We start from the raw sequence: 18,698 nt of genomic DNA, 5'->3' as shown, positions 1-18,698 counted from the left end.
GCAACCCCATGAAAAAGACCGCCGCCGTCATCGCCGCCGGCCTGCTGCTGGCAGCCTGCACCGCCACGCAAAACACCGCTGAAAACAGCCCCGCCGCCCAAAGCGCGCAAAATCCCGCTTGGGACAAACAATACGGCGGCGCGGACAAATCCTACGACAGCCGCCTGCTCGCCCTGCGCGAGCAAATCGCCCCGCGTTTTGAAGTGCTGACCTTCAAAGACCCGCAAACGGGCAAAGAAATGCAGTACAACCTGTATACGCCGAAAAACCTCGAACCCGGCCGCAAATACCCGCTGGTGATGTTCATTGCCGACGCCAGCACCGCAGGCAAAGGCGTGAAAGCCCCGCTGATGCAAGGCTACGGCGGCATTATTTGGGCAACCGACGAAGCGCAGGCAAAACACCCTGCCTTCGTCCTCGTGCCGTCCTACACCGAAACGGCGGTCAATGACCAATGGCAAACCTCAGACGAAGTCGGCATGACCCTGCGCCTCGTCAAAAGCCTGATGACCCAAAAACCGATCGACCCCGACCGCGTTTACACCACAGGCCAATCCATGGGCGGCATGATTTCCTTCTATCTCAACAGCATCGAGCCGAATTTCTTCGCCGCTTCCATGTTCGTCGGCAGCCAATGGGACATCAACGTATTGAAACCGCTGACGCGGGCGAAATTCATCTACACCGTTTCCGCCGCCGACCCGAAGGCATCGGCAGGCATGGCGCAAGTCGGCGAAATGCTGCAACAAAACAAAGTCGCCTACGCCGAAACCGAGTTTTCCGCCAAACTGCCGCAGGCGGAACAAGACGCAAAAGTCCAACAAATGCTCGCCCAAGGCAAACGCATCAACTTCATCCGCTTCACGCCGAATACGGTGATTCCAGAAAACAGCACCCACAAAGGCGCGGAGCATATGTATTCGTTTGATTACGCCTACCTGCTCGAACCCGCCCGTGATTGGCTGATGCAGCAGCGGCGCGGCAAGTAAGCCGCCAGCGCAGTTTGCAGGCTACCTGAAACCAAGTGCAGGCTGCTTTTGAGGTCGTCTGAAAACCCAAAAAGCAGCCTGCACTTTCCTTTACCGATGAAATCGGATTCCCGAATCCCGCCAACGCCACTAAAATACCGAACCCGATGCCCGCGAAACCGCCTTCATCTTTTTCAGGTAGCCTGAAAGGACACACCATGCCGCAGCCGGATTGGCAATCTATCGAAAACCTTGCCTATCAAATCATCGTGGATGCCGTGCACAGTATCCGTAGGCAGCACCCGCACGAAACCGTGTATGCCGCCATTTTCCACAACTTCTACTGCGACAATACCTATCTCTATTTCCCCTCACTGTCGGTCGGCACAGAAGAGCTGCTTGCGCGCGTGGTGGAAAAATACCAAAGCGAATACGGTTCGACCGCAAGCCGTGCCGAACTGGAGCAGTCGCTGCGCTGGTCGGGCGCGGATTTGGCGGAATATATGTTTGACGGCGGCGCGGCGGGCAATGCGGCGGCGCAAAGCGTGCAGGCTGCCGTGCGCCAAGAAGCCGATTGGGACGATTTATACGACCGCTTCCGCCAATGTTTTCCGCGCGCCTGCCGCCGCGCCACCGAAGATTTGCTGCGCGCCAAGCTCGTCGCCCCCGATTTTGTCGCCGTTGCCTGCGATGAAGACGAAGAACTGATTGCCCCCAGCCTCACGTCCGAACAACTGCAACGGCATTTCCCTGAATTTGTGTAACTTTCAGGCCGTCTGAAAGCCCAAAAACCAGCCTGCACCCCGCCCCTCAGGAGGGAACTGACTGCCGAAGCCCCGCCGTTTGCCGCACAGAACCCAAGTGCAGGCTGCTTTTGTATTTTTCAGGTAGCCTAAAAGCAGCCTGCAGGCAGCCCCCTCGGAAAGGAAAAACCATGCCCAAGCCCACCCGCCAAGACTTCGCTTTTTTAAACGACGCGAAAACCGAAGCCGTATTGTTCGACCTCTACACCGCCGCCGTACGCCAGATTCCCGGCCTGATATGGCATTTCCTACCCCAACTGCCCAAACTGCTGGGCAAAGGCAGCGGCTGGACGGGCGAAAACGAAGCCTATTTCGACGACAAATACATCCCCATCGTCCCGCAGCAGGGCGCATTCCTGTATATGCAGGCCTTGGCCAAGGGCGCGAAAAACATCGTCGAATTCGGCACGTCTTACGGCATTTCCACGCTTTATCTGGCCGCAGCGGCCAAGAAAAACGGCGGTCGCGTGATAACTACCGAATACCTGCCGCACAAAGCCGAAGCCGCCCGCCGCCACTTCGCCGCCGCAGGGCTGGCCGACCACATCGAACTGCGCGAAGGAGACGCGCTGGAAACTTTGCAAGACATCCCCGGCAGCATCGATTTCGTGCTGCTCGACGGCTGGCCGAACTTGGTTTACCCCGTGTTCAAACTGCTCGAACCCAAACTCGCCCCGCGCGCCGCCGTTGCCGTGGACGACGTGGAAGGCTACACCCCCGCCATGCAGGATTATCTGGACTACATCCGCAATCCTGCCAACGGCTACGTTTCCGCTACCTTAAAGCCGCATAAGGCCTTGGAATACAGCGTGAAAACAGGTGGGGCGGATGCTGTTTGAGGCCGTCTGAAAGCTAAAAAGCAGCCTGCAACCCCATCCCCTCAGGAGAGAGCAGATTGCCGAAACCCCGCCGTTTGTATCAACCCAAAGTGCAGGCTGCTTTCAGGCAGCCCGAAAGAAGGCTGCCCAAGCTTCCAATTTTCAAAGAGATGAACATGACACCGAACAACCCAACGGGCGCATCTTGGCATGCCGATCCATCGCAGGGCAGCCTACCCGATTCGTTCAACCGGTTTCAGGAACAATTCTTAAAGCCTTTGGGCAAAACCACTGCGAACATTGAACGGGAAAAAGAAAGTGCCGAATACGGCGCGGTTCGTTTTGAAATGGACGGACAAACCTGTTTGTTTCGTCAGGCCAAACACACGCCCAAAAAAATCGGCCAATTTGTCGCGCTTTGGAAACGCCCAGCAATATCCGGCGAAATCGCGCCGTTTGACCGCGACGACGGCATTGATAAGGTGATTGTCCTGGCAGACGAACATCCGCGCTTCGGCGTGTTCGTTTTCCCATGCCGGCTGCTGGCCGAAAAAGATATTTTTTCTGAGAAATCCATAGGGGGAAAACGCGCGTTTCGGGTTTACGCACCTTGGGTGATGCCGTCGGCGGCACAGGCCAAGCGAGCCCAAATTTGGCAATGCACCCACTTTGCAGAACTCACGGATACCAGCCCCCAAGGGCTGGCGCAATTAGCCAAGCTGCTTTAAGCCGAAAAGCAGCCTGCACCCCAACAAAACAAGGACTTACCATGACCATCCTCCAAGCCGAAAACCTATCCTTCGCCTTCGGGCACGTCGCGCTGCTCGACAAAGCGTCTTTCCAACTGGCCGCGGGCGACAAAGTCGGCCTGATCGGGCGCAACGGCGCGGGCAAATCCAGCCTGCTGAAAATCCTCGCCGGCGTGCAGAAACCCGACGACGGCCAGCTCATCCTGCAAAACGGGCTGAAAACCGTGTATGTGCCGCAGGAAAGCTTTTTCGACGGCGCGGCCACCGTGTTCGACATTGTGTCCGAAGGGCTGGGCAGCCTGCGCGGCGTGCTGCGGCGTTACCACGAAATCGGCCGCGAACTGGCGCACGGGCAAAACGACAGCCTCATCAAGGAATTAAACGAACTGCAAAACCAAATCGAAGCGCAAAACGGCTGGCAGTTCGACGCATTGGTCAGCCAGACCATCGGCGAGTTGGGGCTGCCCGAAAACGAAAAAATCGCCAATTTGTCCGGCGGGCAGAAAAAGCGCGTCGCGCTGGCGCAGGCGTGGGTGCAGAAGCCCGACATCCTGCTGCTGGACGAGCCGACCAACCATTTGGATATTAACGCGATTTTGTGGCTGGAAAACCTGCTGAACAACTTTTCAGGCAGCCTGATTGTGATTACCCACGACCGCCGTTTTTTGGACAATGTGGCCAACCGCATCGTCGAACTCGACCGGGGCAGCCTGCGCTCCTACCCCGGCTCGTTCGCCAAATACAGCGAGAAAAAGGCGGAAGAACTGGCCGTGGAAGCCGAACACAACCGTCTGTTCGACAAATTCCACGCGCAGGAAGAGGCGTGGATTCGCAAAGGCATCGAAGCGCGGCGCACGCGCAACGAAGGTCGCGTTAAGCGATTGGAAGAATTAAGGAAACAACGCGCAGCGCGGCGCGAACGGCAGGGGCAGGTGTCGTTCAAACTCGATTCGGGCGAGAAAAGCGGCAAAATCGTCGCCGAGCTGGAACACGCCTCGTTTGCGTATGGCAATAAATTGATTATGAACGACTTTTCCGCCGTGATTCAGCGCGGCGACAAAATCGGACTCATCGGCGCGAACGGCATCGGCAAAACCACGTTTTTGAAGCTGATTTTGGGCGAACTCGCGCCCACCGGCGGCAAAATCCGCCTCGGCAGCAAGCAGGAAGTGGCGTATTTCGACCAATTCCGCAGCGCGCTGAACGAAAACGACACCGTGTTCTACACGCTCGGCCAGGGCAACGATTATGTGGAAATCGGCGGCAAAAAGCGGCACGTGATGGGCTATCTGGAAGACTTCCTGTTCCACCCCGCCCGCGCCCAGTCGCCCGTGTCATCGCTCTCCGGCGGCGAGCGCAACCGCCTCTTGCTGGCCAAACTGTTCACCCGCCCCGCCAACATTTTGGTGCTGGACGAACCGACCAACGATTTGGACATCGACACGCAGGAATTGCTGGAAGAACTGCTGCGCGACTACGCCGGCACCGTGTTCCTCGTCAGCCACGACCGTATGTTTTTGGACAACGTGATTACGCAGAGCATTGTATTTGAAGGAGAAGGCCGTCTGAAAGAATACATCGGCGGCTATCAGGACTATGCCGACGCGAAGGCGCGCGAAGAAAAAGTGCAGGCTGCCTCCGCCCCCGCCGCCAAGCCCGAAAGGCCGTCTGAAAAAGACAAACCCAAGCCCAACCGCACGGCCAAGCTGTCGTACAAAGAACAGCGCGAACTCGACGCCCTGCCCGACGAAATCGCCGCGCTGGAAGCCGAACAGGCCGATTTGAATGCCCAGCTTTCCGACCCCGAAATCTTCAAAGACTACGAAAAAGCCGGCCGCCTGCAAGCGCGCGCGGAGGAAATCGAAACGCTGCTGCTGGAAAAATTGGAGCGGTGGGAGATGCTGGAAGGGAAACAGAACGGGGGGTGATTTGGGTTTCAGGTAGCCTGATGGGGCGTTTGGAAGGCTGCCTGAAAAATACAAAGCAGCCTGCACCTTGGTTTTCCGCGTGCAGGCTGCTTTCAGGTAGCCTAAATGACGCCATAAAAGACTCTCTAAAAACGAAGCCTTTTCAAGCAAGCCCGGTTTCTGCGAAGCTGAACATACGGGCTTCCGCCTGCAAACCTATTCCCAGCCTGCCACCACCAGCTTGCCGACCATATCCCCGCGTTCCACCCGCTCATGCGCACGGCGCAGGTTGGCGGCATTGATGCCGTGCAGGATTTGGGTGGCGGTCGGGCGGATGATGCCTTCGTCCACCAGCCGCGCGGTTTCGGCCAGGATTTCGCCCTGCCGTTCGATGTCTGCCGTTTCGCGCAGCGGGCGGGTAAACATAAATTCCCAATGCAGCGACAGGCTTTTGCCTTTGAGCGGGTTCACGTCCAGCGTTTCGGGGTCGTCAATCAGCGCGATTCTGCCTTGTGGGGCGATGAGTTCCACGATTTGCGGCAGATGGCGGTCGGTATGATTGGTGGAAAAAACAAACGATGGCGCGCCGATATTTAACGCGGCAACCTGTTCCGCCATGTTTTCATGATGGTCGATGACGAAATCCGCCCCCAATTCCTTCACCCACGCGCGGCTTTCGGGGCGGGAAGCGGTGGCGATGACTTGAATGTCGGTGCGCTTTTTCAGCAACTGGATGGCAAGTGAGCCGACCCCGCCTGCACCACCGATTAAGAGCAGCGCATTGGCGCCGCCTGCCACTGGTTTGTTCACGTCCAAGCGGTCGAACAGCGTTTCCCATGCGGTAATCGCCGTCAATGGCAGCGCGGCGGCTTGGGCAAAATCCAGCGAACGCGGTTTTTTGGCGGTAATGCGCGCGTCCACCGCCTGTAATTGAGCGTTCGAACCTTGGCGGTTGATGGCGCCCGCGTAATACACTTCGTCGCCGACTTTGAAATGCCGCACTTCGCTGCCGACTGCCTGAACGATGCCTGCCGCGTCGTAACCCAATACGCGGTACTGCCCTGCCGCAGGCGTATGCGCCGCCCGAACTTTCACATCGGCAGGATTCACCGAAACCGCCTGCACGGCAACCAAAATATCGTGCGGCCGCAGTTCGGGTTCGGGCAGTTCGATGTCGAGCAGGGCTTCAGGTTTGGAAACGGGCAAAGGACGGTTGAAACCGATGGCTTTCATGATGTTCTCCTGTTAGGTCGTCTGAAAGCGTGTATCATGCACCCGAAGTACACCATCAACAAGAACGCACTTATTTTTCATATAGTTACATAAAGGATACTGTCATGCCCCGCACACCGCACCCAAGCTACGACTGCGCCGAAGGCTGCTCGGTGGAAGCCGCGCTTTCCGTTATCGGCGGCAAATGGAAAGGCACAATACTCTACCGCCTGCACACGGACGGCACGCTGCGCTTCAACCAAATCCGCCGCATCCTGCCCGATGTGTCGCAGCGCACGCTGACCGCCCAACTGCGCGCATTGGAAGCCGACGGCATCATTTCGCGCACCGTATATCCCGAAGTCCCGCCGCGCGTGGAATACCGGCTAACGGATTACGGCAAAACGCTTGCCCCCGTGCTGCTGGCATTGAAGGCATGGGGCGACGGCTTAAAAGAAAACCGCGCGGCAGGCAAGGTGTAGAACGGCAACACCGAACCGAAAGGCTTCTGAAATTTTCAAAGACAACGAAAAAGCAGCCTGCAAGCGCGCGCGGAAGAAATCGAAATGCTGCTGGAGAAATTAGAGCAGTGGGAGATGCTGGAAGGGAAGCAGAACGGGGGGTGATTTGAGGTTTCAGGTAGCCTGAGAGGCCGTCTGAAAGGCTACCTGAAAAATAAAAAGCAGCCTGCACATTTGGAAAACAAAGTGCAGGCTGCTTTTGATCGCGCCAATCACGCACTCACCCATGTTTTCAGGTAGCCTTTAAAAAACGTGAGAGTAAAACATGAGGGTATTGAAGCGGCTAATGATTTCCCATTAAGAAAATATATTCTTCCCCAAACGGGATTGTTCGCACAAAAGTTTCCCTTAAAATCATCGGCATCAAAACGAATTGGGAAACACCATGAACAAAATGCCCGTATTGTTTGTCGGACACGGCAGCCCGATGAACGCGCTGGACGCGGAAAACCCGTTCAACCAAGGCTTCCGCCGCATCGTGCAGAAATTTGCCAAGCCCAAAGCCATTCTGATGATTTCGGCGCACTGGTACGGCAACCGTTTGCAGGTAACGTCCGGCGAACGCCCCGAAATGATTTACGATTTTTACGGCTTCCCCGCAGCACTCAGCCAAGTGCAATATCCCGCGCCCGGCTCGCCCGAACTGGCGGGGCAGGTGCGCTCGTTGTTGCAGCCTGCAAATGTGGAAACGAAACCGGAACGCGGCTTCGACCACGGCGCGTGGGCGGTGCTGAAACACCTGTATCCCGAAGCCGAGATTCCCGTGGTGCAGCTCAGCTTGAACCTGATGCAGCCTGCACAATGGCATTTCGATTTGGCGAAAAAACTCGCCCCGCTGCGCGAACAGGGCGTGCTGGTGGTCGGCAGCGGCAACATCGTGCACAACCTGCGCGCCATGCGCCGCGAACCCGCCGCGGGCTACGACTGGGCAATAGACTTCCGCAATGCCGTCAACCGCGCCCTTGCCGCGCGGGACAACGACACGCTGGTGCATTACGAACGGCTGGGGGAAGCCGCCACGCTCTCCGTTCCGTCGCCCGAACACTACCTGCCGCTGCTCTACACCGCCGCGCTGCGCGAACCGCAGGACGATATGGAAATATTCAATGACGAACTCGCCTTCGGCTCGATCAGCATGACTTCCGTCTTAATCGGGTAAAAATCATGACTAAACAAACCGTTCTCTATTTATTCGACCCGCTGTGCGGCTGGTGCTATTCTGTTTCAGACGGCATTTTAAAACTGGCGCAAACGGCCGATGTGAAACTCGTGCCCACCGGCCTGTTCTGCCGCGACAAAATCATGTCGCCGGATTGGACGGAACACGCATGGGAAAACGACCAGCGCATCGCCCGGCTCACCGGCCTGCCGTTCAGCGAAGCCTACCGCCGCAACATTTTGCAGCAGCCCACCAACTTCAATTCCTTTCCGCTTGTGCAAGCCTTAACCGCCGTGCAGGCCACCGAACCCGAACGCGAACCGGAAGCCCTGCGCGCCTGCCAAAAAGCCCGCTACGAAGACGGCTTGGACACGGCAAAATTGGATGTGTTGGCCGACATATTGCGCCAAATCGGCTGCACGCAGGCAGCGGAAATCCTGACCAACCCCGCTACCGAAGCGCAGGCCAAACAGCGTATTGCCGACGGCGCCAACCTTGCCCGACAATTCGGCGTGAGCGGCGTGCCGTTTGTGGTGCGGCAAACCGAAAACGGCTGGACGCAAATTGCTGCGGACAGTTTGCGCTAGATGGGTTGCAGGCTGCTAGAAAATGGTTTTAACTCCGTTGAAGCTGCGCTTTCAGGTAGCCTTTTGGCTGTTTGGGGCAGCCTGAAAACGCAAAAGCAGCCTGCACATTTGGAAAACAAAGTGCAGGCTGCTTTTTGTTGTGCCGACTTTATGTTTTCAGACGGTCTTGCATTCGGATTTCAAGTGCAACACTCAGACACTAGCGGTTGGAACGGATTCAAGAATAAAACACTTGGCGTTTCGTAGCCAAGTGTTTTTCTTGGCCGGTGGTTTAACTCATCTTGAACCCTGCGTATCTCCCGATCACTGATGTTTCGGAAATCGGTTTGTTTGGGGAAGTATAGTGGATTAACAAAAATCAGGACAAGGCGGCGAGTCGCAGACAGTACACACGTTACGGCAAGGTGAGACAACGCTGTACTGGTTTTTGTTAATTCACTATATCGTTCGTCTTGGGTCAGTTGCGTGTAGCCCATGGCAATCTTTCTTGCAGGAAAGGCCAGTATGCTACCGCATACCAGCCTTTTTCTATTATGGAAGTTGCACTTCAAATCCGAATCCGCCTACTGTTACCGCTTCAACTTCGCCAACGCATCCGCCATCGCCGAATTTGCAGGCTGCTTTTCGCGCTGTGGCTTGCTTGAACGGTTGTTTGCGCCGCGTTTTTCGGTTTCAGGTAGCCTGCGCCCGCGTTTTTCCGTATCGGCCTCGTCATCCAAGCGCATGGTCAGCGCGATGCGTTTGCGTGCGGCATCGACTTCCAGCACTTTCACTTTCACCACGTCGCCGGCTTTCACCACTTCGCGCGGGTCTTGGACGAACTTATTGGACAGGGCGGAGATGTGCACCAAGCCGTCCTGATGGACGCCGATGTCCACGAACGCGCCGAAGTTGGCGACGTTGGAAACCACGCCTTCGAGTATCATGCCGACTTGCAAGTCGCTGATTTCGTGGATGCCTTCGGCGAAGGAGGCCGTTTGAAACTCGCCGCGCGGGTCGCGGCCGGGTTTTTCCAGCTCGGACAGAATGTCCAGAATGGTCGGCAGGCCGAAGCGTTCGTCGGTGAAGTCGGATGCTTTGATTTGCTTCACGCGCTCGCGGTTGCCAATGAGTTCGGCGGCGGTAATGCCTTGTTGCGCCAGCATTTTGGCGACGACGGGATAGGCTTCGGGGTGGACGGCGCTCGCGTCCAGCGGCTCTTTGCCGCCGTTAATCCGCAAAAAGCCCGCTGCCTGCTCGAAGGTTTTTTCGCCCAAACGCGGCACTTTCAGCAGTTTTTTGCGGCTGTCGAACGCGCCGTTTTCATCGCGGTAGGCGACGATGTTTTGGGCAAGGGTTTGATTCAAACCGGAAATCCGCGCCAAGAGCGGGGCGGAGGCGGTGTTCACGTCCACGCCGACGGCGTTCACGCAGTCTTCGACCACCGCGTCCAGCGATTTGGCGAGCTGGCTTTGGTTCACGTCGTGCTGATACTGCCCCACGCCGATGGATTTGGGGTCGATTTTCACCAGCTCGGCAAGCGGGTCTTGCAGCCTGCGGGCGATGGACACCGCGCCGCGCAGGGAAACGTCCAAGTCGGGAAACTCGCGCGCCGCCAGTTCGGACGCAGAATAAATCGACGCGCCGGCTTCGGAAACGACGATTTTGTGCAGCCCCATTTCCGGCATTCCGCGCACCAGTTCGCCCGCAATTTTGTCGGTTTCGCGGCTGGCGGTGCCGTTGCCGATGGCGATGAGCTTCACGCCGTGTTGTTTAATCAGGTGCGACAGCGTTGCCAACATATTGTTTTCTTGATGCAAATAGACGATGACGGTATCCAGCAGCTTGCCCGTGTCGTCCACCACGGCGCATTTCACGCCGTTGCGGTAGCCGGGGTCGAGGCCCAACGTGGTCAGCCGTCCGGCGGGCGCGGCGAGCAGCAAGTCTTTGAGATTGCGGGCGAACACGGTAATCGCGTCGGTGTCGGCGGCTTCTTTCAGACGGCCTAAGGCTTCGAGTTCCAGCGATAAAAAGATTTTCGCGCGCCAAGTCAGGCGCACGGTGTCGCGCAGCCATTTGTGGCCGTCTGAAACCTTGAAGCGGCGGGCGATGATTTGCTCGTATTCGCTTTGCTGGGTAATCGGCGTGTCGTCGGGCTGGTATTTGAGCGCGATGTTCAACACGCCTTCGTTGCGGCCGCGCAAAACCGCCAGCGCGCGGTGGCTGGGCATGGCGCGGACGGGTTCGCGGTGGTCGAAATAATCGCTGAATTTTTCGCCTTCGGTTTCTTTGCCTTCAACGACTTGCGCGTGGATTTCGGCTTCGTTCCACAGCTTGTCGCGCAGCGTGCCGATGAGTTCCGCGTCTTCGGCAAACTGCTCCATCAGAATTGCACGCGCGCCGTCCAGCGCGGCTTTGGCGTCGGGGACGTTTTCGTTCAGGTAGCCTTGCGCGGCGGCTTCAACATCCTGCGGCTGCTCGGCAAGCAACACGTCCGCCAGCGGCTGCAAACCGTGTTCGCGCGCGATTTGCGCCTTGGTGCGGCGTTTGGGTTTGTAAGGCAGATACAGGTCTTCCAGCGCGGTTTTGTTGTCGGCGTCTTCGATTTGCGCCCTGAGGTCGTCTGAAAGCTCGCCTTGCTCTTCAATGCTTTTTAAAACAACGGCTTTGCGCTCTTCCAACTCGCGCAGGTATTGCAGCCGCTCGGCAAGCTGGCGCAACTGCGTATCGTCCAGCCCGCCCGTGGCTTCCTTGCGGTAGCGGGCGATAAACGGCACGGTCGCGCCGTCGTCCAAAAGCTCGACGGCGGCGGTGATTTGCGCGGCAGTGGCGGAGAGCTCTTGGGAGAGGATTTGGGTGATGTTCATGGGGGTCCTTTGGATGGGTGCAGGCTGCTTTTTCAGGCAGCCTGAAAAAGAATGAATAGATATATCCTTGTTCTAATATAGATATATCCTTGTTCTAATTTAGATACTTTGCCAACACTGCCTGCCTTTGCGCGGGCAGGGACTGGATTTCCCGCTCGCAGGCGGCGATTTCGGCTTCATATTCGTTAATTTGGGCGATGATGGATTTTTGGGTTTCCAAATCGGGAACAAAAAAAGCAATATTTCCAATGGTGCTTAAAGTCAGTTCAATTTGTCCGCTAGCACCATTTGCCATTTTCTCGATAGTTTTAAAGCCAATGTGTGCCAACGAATAAAGGGCAAATTTGGGCAGTACCTTATCATTGGTTCTAAAAATAGTGATGTGGCTGTCTGCGACAAAATCCCCATCTAAATCAAATAACGTAACTCGCCCGGCTGTTCCAACACCTGTCGAGTTAATCAAAATATCTCCCTTTTGTAGTTTTCGTTCGTCTAAAACGAAATCATCAGCTAAGAAAAAGGGTTCTTTGAAATCAAACTCGCCGTATCCGCGAGCTTGTCCCGACTTGATGACCTGGATAGCAGAGCTGCCATATTTTGGTGATTTGCCACGTTTTAACAGCACATTTAACTCACTGATCTTAAAGCGTTTTACCCCCCCCGAATCACTTCCAATCCATTGAATATATTGGTTATTTTGGCACGGTATTCTTCAATCTTCATGCGGGTGCGGTTAAATTCGTCATCAATTTTTTGACATTCTTCCACGATTTTTTGCTGGATATCTAAGGGTGGGAGCGGGATTTTAAAATTTCCAATCTCGGTTTTGCTAATTTCTTTATAAGTCATGCCGCTAGCTAGACTTTCAATATTTTTTGCTTGCTGTTTAAGGATGTAATACAGGTATTCATAATTTATAGCGTTTGGATTGCAGATGAAGTTTTTATATCCTTGGTTGGTTGCTGTTTCAACCTTTGCAATCGTTACATCTCCAATGGTTGCGCGACTTGAAAAAATAACTGTATTTACGGGTAATAATTTTGCACTACTAGAATTTAGCCCCTTCTCTGTTATTTTGCGCTCTGTTTTAGTTAAGTATTTCTCTTTGGTGTCAACAAGTGTTGCCCAAAAAATTGTACCATTATCCCAATACTCAGCATTATTTGTACTTGGCGTTCCCCCACTTAAAATTTCAGTAACATCAGCCAACTTCACCAATGGATACTTACTTACAATTTCCACCTTCTTCTGCACGCTCATCCGAATAGCTTTATCAAAATCCGCCCGCCCAAAATCAAGCATTTCCGCCAGCGGCAGCAGTGTGGCGAAGTTTGCCAGGTGTTCGGGTATGTTTTGCAGGCTACCTGAAAAATTTTGCCGTATCAGGCTGTTGAGTTTGTCTTCATCAAACAGGTTTTGCGGGTTGAAGAGCGGGGTTTGGATTTTGTTGATACCCTGCAAATGCTGCAGGCCTTCTTCGTCCTTTTCGGTCTGTCCTCCCAGATACTTGATACCTTCGTTGCCCTTTGCTGCGCTCCATTCATAACCCAAAAAGGCTTTTTTCTCTTTGGTTTCGGACGGCATTTTCACTACCAGCACATTTTGCGGATTGTTGGCGGCGAGCATGAAATGGCGCAGTTTGTCGGCTTCAATCTCTTTAGCGAAATCGAGCCACGCTTTTTCCACATCGGTGCTTTTGGGCAGTTTTTTCTTGTCGAAAATCTTACGGTATTCCTGAAATACTTCGGTTGCGGCGATTTCGGGCGGCATCTTGCTTTGTGCCGTTAAAAAGGCCTGGTATTGCGCCAAATCGAAACCGCAATGTCCGCAGTAGTTTTGAAGCAGATGGCTGTCTGCAAATAATCCGTCAAAGCCGAAATTGCCCGATTGCCATTGTTCTATACGGTTTTGGTAGTGTTCAGCCAGGTTTGGCGTGTCGGATTTGCGGCGCAAAAACAGGGTGGCGGTGTTGGTGCCGGTTTTTCCGAACGTGCCCGAGCCGAATTCGGCAATGGCGACCAAATCAAAGTATTGCAGGATGATTTCGCGGCATTTGATATAGATATTGCCGTTGGTTAGGATGCTGGACGGCAGCACGATGACGGCAATGCCGTCTGAATGCAAAAGCTGCTTGGCTTTTTCGATAAAGAAGGTCTCGATGCTGTTGAAGCTGTCTTCATCGGAAACGTGCGGGTAGAGCGTGAATTTTGCTTTGTCTTCTTCGCCCAATGTGGCAAGAAAGCCTTTAACGCTGTACGGCGGATTGGCAACGAGCAGGGAAAAGCTACCGTCTTTGAGGCCGTCATTTTGGGCGAGGGCGTCGGCATAGATGATGTTCATTTCGTCCTGTCCGTACATGAAGGCGGACACTTTGGCGACTTTGGAGAGGCGGTATTCTTTTTCCACGCCGTAAATGTGCGGGTAGAAATCGGCGGGGTTTTGCCCACTTTGCAGCAGAGATTTAATTTGGCTTGCGTATTCAGTGAGGAAATGCCCTGCGCCGCAGGCGTAGTCGATTACTTTGGGAGCTTCGCTGTTTTGCAGCAGTTCAGACAACGGCAGGCTGGAAATCAGGAATTTGACTATCGGCATGGGCGTGAAAAACTGTCCTTCGGACTGCTTTACGCCCTGATCTAAAAATCCTTCAAACAAATCACCGAGAAACTGGTGCTGCCCTTCTTCGTTTTTGAGTTTGATGTCCTGCAACATCTGCACGATTTCTTTCAGAATGACGGCGTTTTGGAAGAAGAGTTTTTCGTTATGCACATCCAAAAAAGCGAAGGGGTTGTTGGAATAGAATTTTAATTGGGTGAAATATTCCATTACCGTGCGCTTGGTTTCGTCTTTTTGGTTTTTAAACAGGTGAAAAGCGTTGTCCAGCGTTTCCGCGCTGATGTAGGTAACGTCTTCACCCAAAAATTCTTTCATGCCGGTCTGGTAAAGCTGTTGCAGGCGGTCTTGCAGGTCATAGTGGTTGTCGCTGGCCGCGCCTTTCCAATAGACTTTCAGATTTTCAGGATTTGCTTTTTCATCAACGACTTTGCACAGGAATAGGTTTACCAGTTTGTCAAAGGCATTTTCCCGCGCAGAAACATTATGCTGGCGCATGATGGTGGCAAACTGGTGATATTTTTTCTGAATGGTGTTGTTGTCCACGATTTTTAAATCGCGCACATTGTAGGGGCGACTGCCAATATTGAATGGTGCGGATTCAAATAGATTGTGGGAAATAAAGTCCTGCTGGTAGGTTTCGCTCCATACTTTGAAATAGTCGGATTTTGAGCCATTTTCCTCCTGCACTTTTTTGAAACTCAGTAGCTTTTCGTTACTACCCAGATATTCGTCGTTATCTTTCATAGAAATCAGGTGGTAAACGGATTCTGCCTGATTGTTGACGAAATCGCTTGTATACAGACACAGCCATTGTGCCTGGCGATAACTGTTGTAATAATTGAAAAGCTGTCCGCCGTCTTTCTGCATCTTCGCCCATGCACGGGAAAATTCTTTGCTTTTGTCGCCGTCTGCCGTTTTGCATTCGATAAGCAGATAGGGTTGCCCATCATTATCCTGCACAATGATGTCGCAAAATCCGCCCGTCATGCCGTGTCCACCGGGCATACCCTGCTCCAAAATGATGTGTTCGGGTTTGTAGCCCGATTGCAGCAGGTTGTGCACGCATTCGAACACAACGAAGTTTTCAGGTTGGCTGAAATTCTTGGTAGTGTCGCGGTGGGCGGTTACACCTTTAGGATAGATGATTCTTTCATTGGCAAAGTCGACTTTTAGTTCGTTTCCGTGCAGGGATTTTGTATAGATTTGGTTTTGTTGGGTAAAGCCCAAATAGGTTAGGAATTGGGGCAGGTTTTGTTTGTTAATCATAATTGAAAGGTTCTTAAAAAATAGGGGAAAAGAAAAGGCTGCCTGAAATGACCGTTTTAAGGTTTTCTTTGTTTGCAGGCTGGGCTATCTGAAAAATATCATAAGCTTATTCTGCATCATATTATTCGTCATTGTCATAAAAAATGTAGAGCCAGTTGTCCTAGCCGAATAATTCCAGCAGTGCGTCAAAGCAGTTTTGGTTGGCAGTACCGTTGCGTTACTATTTTCGGCACGTTCGCGCTTTTCGTTTTGGAAGCGGCGGGCAAATTGGGCGGCAAGGCGGTATTTGTGTTCGTAGGTGTGGGCGGTCATGGGGGGGACTTTCGGGGGTGCGGCCAGCCAATAGATTTGATTTTACTGTAACCAGCAAAGTGCAGGCTGCTTTTTTATCAGAACTGCTTGAATATATCCAAAAACACGCGGTGGTTGTTATAGCGGTAATAGAAATGGTTGCTGCGGATGTGCGACCATGTCCAGTTCAGGCGAGGGGTGAAGCCTTTCCAGGAGAGGCGGCTGTGCAACAGCGACAGGCGGGTGAAGTATTCGGTGTCGCGTCGCTGGATATTGAAGATGTCGGGGCCGCGGTAGTTTCTGCGCTGCACGCTGATGTTGAGCGATGTGGCGAAGGCGCGGCTGTTGCCCCAGTGGCGTGTCCAACCGCCGTGCAGGCTGCTTTTGTAATCTGCTAAAATCTGCCTATTCCCATTTTCCTAGCAAGGATTTCCCATGACCGACCGTAACGAACAACTCTTCACCCGCGCCAAAGCCGTGATTCCCGGCGGCGTGAATTCACCTGTGCGCGCCTTCGGCAGCGTCGGCGGCGTGCCGCGCTTCATTAAAAAAGCCGAGGGGGCGTTTGTGTGGGACGAAAACGGCAAACGCTATATCGATTATGTCGGCTCGTGGGGGCCGGCTATCGTGGGGCACGCGCATCCGGAAGTGTTGGAAGCGGTACGCGAAGCGGCTTTAGGCGGGCTGTCGTTCGGGGCGCCCACTGAAGCCGAAATCGTAATTGCTGAGGAAATCTGCCGTCTGGTGCCCAGCGTAGAGCGGCTGCGGCTGGTAAGCTCCGGCACCGAGGCCACCATGTCGGCCATCCGCTTGGCGCGCGGCTACACGGGGCGCGACCAAATCGTGAAATTCGAAGGCTGCTACCACGGCCATTCCGACAGCCTGCTCGTGAAAGCCGGCAGCGGCCTGCTCACCTTCGGCCACCCTTCCTCCGCCGGTGTGCCCGCCGATTTCACCAAACATACTTTAGTGTTGGAATACAATAATGTAGCCCAGCTGGAAGAAACCTTCGCCCAGGCCGGCAGCCAAATCGCCTGTGTGATTTTGGAGCCGTTTGCCGGCAATATGAACCTGGTGCGCCCAACGCGCGAATTCATCCGTGCCCTGCGCGAGCTGACGGCCAAACACGGCACGGTGCTGATTTACGACGAAGTGATGACCGGCTTCCGCGTGGCGCTCGGCGGCGCACAGTCGCTGCACGGCATCACGCCGGATTTGACCACCATGGGCAAGGTGATTGGCGGCGGTATGCCGCTGGCGGCCTTTGGCGGCAAGCGTGAAATCATGGACTGCATCTCGCCATTGGGCGGTGTGTATCAGGCCGGCACGCTCTCGGGCAATCCCATGGCCGTGGCAGCCGGTTTAAAAACGCTGGAAATCATCCAGCGCCCGGGTTTCTACGAAAACCTTACCGCACGCACCGAGCAACTGGTGCATGGGCTGAAACAGGCGGCAGTACAAGCCGGCATCGCCTTTACTGCCGACAGTGTGGGCGGCATGTTCGGCCTGTATTTTTCAGGTAGCCTGCCGCAGAACTATGCCGATATGGCTGCCTCCAATATCGAAGCCTTCAAAACCTTCTTCCACGGCATGCTTGATCGTGGTGTATCCTTCGGTCCATCAGCCTACGAAGCGGCATTTATGTCGGCAGCGCACACGGAAGAGCTGGTGGCGGAAACCGTGGCAATCGCAGCAGATGTGTTGGCACACATGGTTTCTTAATCTGTATGCGGTTTAAAGGCTACCTGAAACGAAACGCTGCTTTGAAGTTTACGTTTTCAGGTAGCCTTTAAGACATCCTATGTCCAGCCGCTGCTATAATGCGGCATCTTTACCAACCGACACCGAAGCCAAACCATGGAAAATTCCGCTCCAATCAAAAAAGCCGTCTTTCCCGTGGCCGGGATGGGCACGCGCTTTCTGCCCGCCACCAAGGCCAGCCCCAAAGAAATGCTGCCGATTGTGGATAAGCCGCTGATTCAATACGCAGTGGAAGAAGCCGTAGCCGCCGGCTGCACCGAATTGGTGTTCGTTACCGGCCGCAACAAACGCAGCATCGAAGACCATTTCGACAAGGCCTACGAGCTGGAAACCGAGCTGGAACAGCGCCACAAAACCGCGCTGCTCTCGCATGTGCGCGATATTTTGCCGCCCGATGTTACCTGCCTGTATATCCGCCAGGCCGAGGCCTTGGGCTTGGGGCATGCCGTGCTGTGTGCCCGCGCGGCGGTGGGCAACGAACCTTTCGCCGTGATTCTGGCCGACGATTTAATCGACGCGCCGCAGGGCGCGATTGCGCAGATGGCCGAAGTGTACCGCCAAACCGGCAACAGCGTGCTGGGCGTGGAAACCGTAGCGCCTTCGCAAACCGGCTCCTACGGCATCGTGGAAGTGTCGCCGTGGCAGCAATATCAGCGCATTCAAAGCATTGTGGAAAAACCGAAGCCGGAAGAAGCGCCGTCCAACCTGGCCGTGGTGGGGCGCTACATCCTCACGCCGCGCATTTTCTCCCTGCTGCAAACCGTAGGCCGCGGCGCGGGCGGCGAAATCCAGCTCACCGACGGCATCGCCAAGCTGCTGGAACACGAGCCGGTGCTGGCACACGCCTTTGCGGGCAAACGCTACGACTGCGGCAGTAAGCTGGGCTACCTAGAAGCCACGCTGGCCTACGGGCTGAAACACCCGGAAACGGCGGAGGCGTTCCGCACACTATTGCAGGAATACAGTCAAGCAGAAGCATAAACATATTGCATGCGGCATGTAGCGGATTAACAAAAACCGATGGGCACAAAAAATTCAAGCTGTTCCTTTCGTACCCCTTACTTACCAGGCCGGCACAGTTGTTAATCTGCTTCAAGCATCAAAAATTTCAGGTAGCCTTTATTCATAGAAATAACCCAGTAGTTCACCACAGGCTAAGAAAACAAGCCTATAACACTTTAAACGGCATATTGCCAT

Annotated in this window: 16 protein-coding genes and 1 pseudogene; 10 read left to right on the top strand and 7 right to left on the bottom strand. The window is 54.5% G+C overall.

Features of this window, described 5'->3' with window-relative positions; translation table 11 throughout:
- Nucleotides 1-8: 8 nt before the first annotated feature.
- The 5 genes from ELB75_RS01335 to ELB75_RS01315 all read left to right on the top strand — a co-directional run bounded on the left by ELB75_RS01335 (nt 9) and on the right by ELB75_RS01315 (nt 5,266).
- Nucleotides 9-989, top strand: a complete 981-nt coding sequence (locus tag ELB75_RS01335; RefSeq protein ID WP_126982395.1) for a carboxylesterase family protein — start codon at nt 9-11, stop codon at nt 987-989.
- Between the two features lie 146 nt (nt 990-1,135).
- Nucleotides 1,136-1,732, top strand: coding sequence for a DUF4303 domain-containing protein (locus ELB75_RS01330; protein ID WP_241236097.1), 597 nt, complete (start codon nt 1,136-1,138; stop codon nt 1,730-1,732).
- Nucleotides 1,733-1,902: 170 nt separating this feature from the next.
- Complete coding sequence (locus ELB75_RS01325; protein WP_126982393.1) at nt 1,903-2,610, top strand: O-methyltransferase; 708 nt, start codon at nt 1,903-1,905, stop codon at nt 2,608-2,610.
- A 56-nt stretch (nt 2,611-2,666) separates the two neighbouring features.
- Nucleotides 2,667-3,317, top strand: coding sequence for a MepB family protein (locus ELB75_RS01320; protein ID WP_126982391.1), 651 nt, complete (start codon nt 2,667-2,669; stop codon nt 3,315-3,317).
- A 41-nt stretch (nt 3,318-3,358) separates the two neighbouring features.
- On the top strand, nt 3,359-5,266 hold the full coding sequence (locus ELB75_RS01315; protein ID WP_126982389.1) for an ATP-binding cassette domain-containing protein: 1,908 nt from the start codon (nt 3,359-3,361) through the stop codon (nt 5,264-5,266).
- A gap of 195 nt (nt 5,267-5,461) precedes the next feature.
- Here the strand turns inward: ELB75_RS01315 and ELB75_RS01310 are convergent, their stop codons facing one another.
- Nucleotides 5,462-6,478: a zinc-binding alcohol dehydrogenase family protein gene (locus ELB75_RS01310; protein ID WP_126982388.1), complete on the bottom strand. Its 1,017-nt coding sequence runs from the start codon at nt 6,476-6,478 to the stop codon at nt 5,462-5,464.
- Between the two features lie 104 nt (nt 6,479-6,582).
- On the opposite strand from ELB75_RS01310, the gene ELB75_RS01305 reads away from it, so the two are divergent.
- The 3 genes from ELB75_RS01305 (at nt 6,583) to ELB75_RS01290 (ending at nt 8,724) form a co-directional block, all read left to right on the top strand.
- Nucleotides 6,583-6,939, top strand: coding sequence for a winged helix-turn-helix transcriptional regulator (locus tag ELB75_RS01305; protein ID WP_114921355.1), 357 nt, complete (start codon nt 6,583-6,585; stop codon nt 6,937-6,939).
- Nucleotides 6,940-7,363: 424 nt separating this feature from the next.
- Nucleotides 7,364-8,137, top strand: coding sequence for a 4,5-DOPA-extradiol-dioxygenase (gene ygiD / locus ELB75_RS01295; protein ID WP_126982386.1), 774 nt, complete (start codon nt 7,364-7,366; stop codon nt 8,135-8,137).
- Between the two features lie 5 nt (nt 8,138-8,142).
- Nucleotides 8,143-8,724, top strand: a complete 582-nt coding sequence (locus ELB75_RS01290; protein ID WP_126982384.1) for a DsbA family protein — start codon at nt 8,143-8,145, stop codon at nt 8,722-8,724.
- 179 nt (nt 8,725-8,903) lie between these two features.
- Here the strand turns inward: ELB75_RS01290 and ELB75_RS01285 are convergent.
- From ELB75_RS01285 to ELB75_RS01260, 6 genes and pseudogenes are all read right to left on the bottom strand, one after another.
- Nucleotides 8,904-9,065, bottom strand: a pseudogene (locus ELB75_RS01285) (IS30 family transposase); the annotation flags it as partial.
- Between the two features lie 228 nt (nt 9,066-9,293).
- On the bottom strand, nt 9,294-11,570 hold the full coding sequence (locus ELB75_RS01280; RefSeq protein WP_126982382.1) for a Tex family protein: 2,277 nt from the start codon (nt 11,568-11,570) through the stop codon (nt 9,294-9,296).
- Between the two features lie 94 nt (nt 11,571-11,664).
- Nucleotides 11,665-12,195, bottom strand: a complete 531-nt coding sequence (locus tag ELB75_RS01275; RefSeq protein WP_206501474.1) for a restriction endonuclease subunit S — start codon at nt 12,193-12,195, stop codon at nt 11,665-11,667.
- Between the two features lie 26 nt (nt 12,196-12,221).
- The gene (locus ELB75_RS01270) at nt 12,222-15,449 is read right to left on the bottom strand and encodes a restriction endonuclease subunit S (RefSeq protein WP_126982379.1); all 3,228 of its coding nucleotides are present in this window, start codon (nt 15,447-15,449) and stop codon (nt 12,222-12,224) included.
- A gap of 84 nt (nt 15,450-15,533) precedes the next feature.
- Complete coding sequence (locus ELB75_RS01265) at nt 15,534-15,761, bottom strand: hypothetical protein (RefSeq protein ID WP_126982377.1); 228 nt, start codon at nt 15,759-15,761, stop codon at nt 15,534-15,536.
- Between the two features lie 77 nt (nt 15,762-15,838).
- Nucleotides 15,839-16,117, bottom strand: a complete 279-nt coding sequence (locus ELB75_RS01260; protein ID WP_241236121.1) for a surface lipoprotein assembly modifier — start codon at nt 16,115-16,117, stop codon at nt 15,839-15,841.
- 58 nt (nt 16,118-16,175) lie between these two features.
- Between ELB75_RS01260 and hemL the strand changes: the two genes are divergently transcribed.
- Together hemL and galU are read left to right on the top strand one after the other, a co-directional pair.
- A complete protein-coding gene (gene hemL, locus ELB75_RS01255) occupies nt 16,176-17,462 on the top strand; it encodes a glutamate-1-semialdehyde 2,1-aminomutase (RefSeq protein WP_126982375.1) in 1,287 nt (428 codons plus the stop codon).
- A gap of 135 nt (nt 17,463-17,597) precedes the next feature.
- Nucleotides 17,598-18,482, top strand: coding sequence for a UTP--glucose-1-phosphate uridylyltransferase GalU (gene galU / locus ELB75_RS01250; protein ID WP_126982373.1), 885 nt, complete (start codon nt 17,598-17,600; stop codon nt 18,480-18,482).
- The last annotated feature ends 216 nt before the right edge of the window (nt 18,483-18,698 follow it).

Origin of the sequence: Eikenella corrodens, from assembly GCF_003990355.1 — a bacterium.
Taxonomy (GTDB): Bacteria; Pseudomonadota; Gammaproteobacteria; order Burkholderiales; family Neisseriaceae; genus Eikenella; species Eikenella corrodens_B.
This window is presented reverse-complemented; position numbering and strand designations above follow the sequence as displayed.